Raw genomic sequence first — 1256 nt, forward strand, 5'->3', positions numbered from 1 at the left:
TTGTCCATCACGTCGTCGCAGACGTCGATGCAGGCCGCGCAGCCGATGCACTCGTTCTGCAGCCCGTTGCGAATGTCGATGCCCGTGGGGCAGACCTGCACGCACAGGGTGCAGTCGATGCAGTCACCCAGGCCCTGCGCTGAGGCGTTCGCCTTCTTCGAACGCGAGCCGCGCGGATCGCCACGCGCTGCGTCATAGGCGATGACCAAGGAATCCTTGTCGATCAAAGCGCTCTGGAAACGAGCATAAGGGCACATGTACTTGCACATCTGCTCCCGCAGGAAGCCCGCATTGCCGTACGTGGCAGCGCCATAGAACAGCACCCAGAAGGCGTTCCACGCCGACATGTCCAGGGCCACCGCGGCGGCGGCCTGCTCCCGTATCGGCGTGAAGTAGCCGACGAAGCTGAAGCCTGTGAGCAGAGCGATGGCGAGCCACACCCCCTGCTTGGCGCCCTTGCGCAGAATCTTGTTCATGCCCCATGGTGCTTGGTCCAGCCGCATGCGAGCGATCCGGTCGCCCTCGATGCGTCGCTCGGCCCACATGAAGATCTCGGTGTAGACCGTCTGAGGGCAGGTGTAGCCGCACCAAAGACGGCCGGCCACGGCAGTGAAGAAGAACAATGCCAGGGCTGACAAGACCAGCAATGCGGCCAGGAAGATCAGATCCTGGGGATAGAGCAGCAGGCCGAAGATGTAGAAGCGTTGCGCCTCCAGATCGAACAGCACGGCCTGGCGCCCGCCCCATTGCAGCCAGGGGACGCCGTAGAACAGCAGCTGTGTGAGCCAGACGAAGACCCATCGCCAGGTGGCGAACCAACCCTTCACTGCACGTGGGTAGATCGCCGCCTGCTTCTGGTACATCGACAGGAACTGCGCGCCGTCGTCGCCCGAATCCGATACCGGCGCGATGGGGATGAGCTTGCGTGTGCTCGCCATGCTCAGGGCGCGCCAGCCAATGAGTGGTCGTATCGCACGGGGGCATTCATCGCTTCAGCTCGGCCAGCTTGTGTTCTATCTTGCTCCAGGCTTCGGCATCTGGCAGTGAGAGCTTGGTTGTTGTGATCGGCTTCCAGACGCGCGATAACTCGGCGTTCAGCGGCGTGAAGTGCTGCTGGCCGGCGGGCACATCCTCTTCGGCATAGATGGCGCCCACCGGGCATTCGGGAACGCAGACCGCGCAGTCGATGCACTCGTCCGGATCGATGACCAGGAAGTTCGGCCCTTCGCGAAACGCGTCGACCGGACACACGTCCA

The 1256-nt window shown here is 63.1% G+C and carries 2 protein-coding genes; both read right to left on the reverse strand.

The genetic code is table 11. The annotated features are described in order from the left end of the window. On the reverse strand, window positions 1-938 hold a 938-nt coding region (gene ccoG, locus ACOVRJ_RS10490; protein WP_422043795.1), incomplete at its 3' end, for a cytochrome c oxidase accessory protein CcoG. A gap of 46 nt (window positions 939-984) precedes the next feature. After that, a partial coding sequence (locus ACOVRJ_RS10495; RefSeq protein WP_422043796.1) for a DUF3470 domain-containing protein occupies window positions 985-1256 on the reverse strand: 272 nt, incomplete at its 5' end.

Origin of the sequence: Roseateles sp., from assembly GCF_049240545.1 — a bacterium.
GTDB lineage: Bacteria > Pseudomonadota > Gammaproteobacteria > Burkholderiales > Burkholderiaceae_C > Paucibacter_A.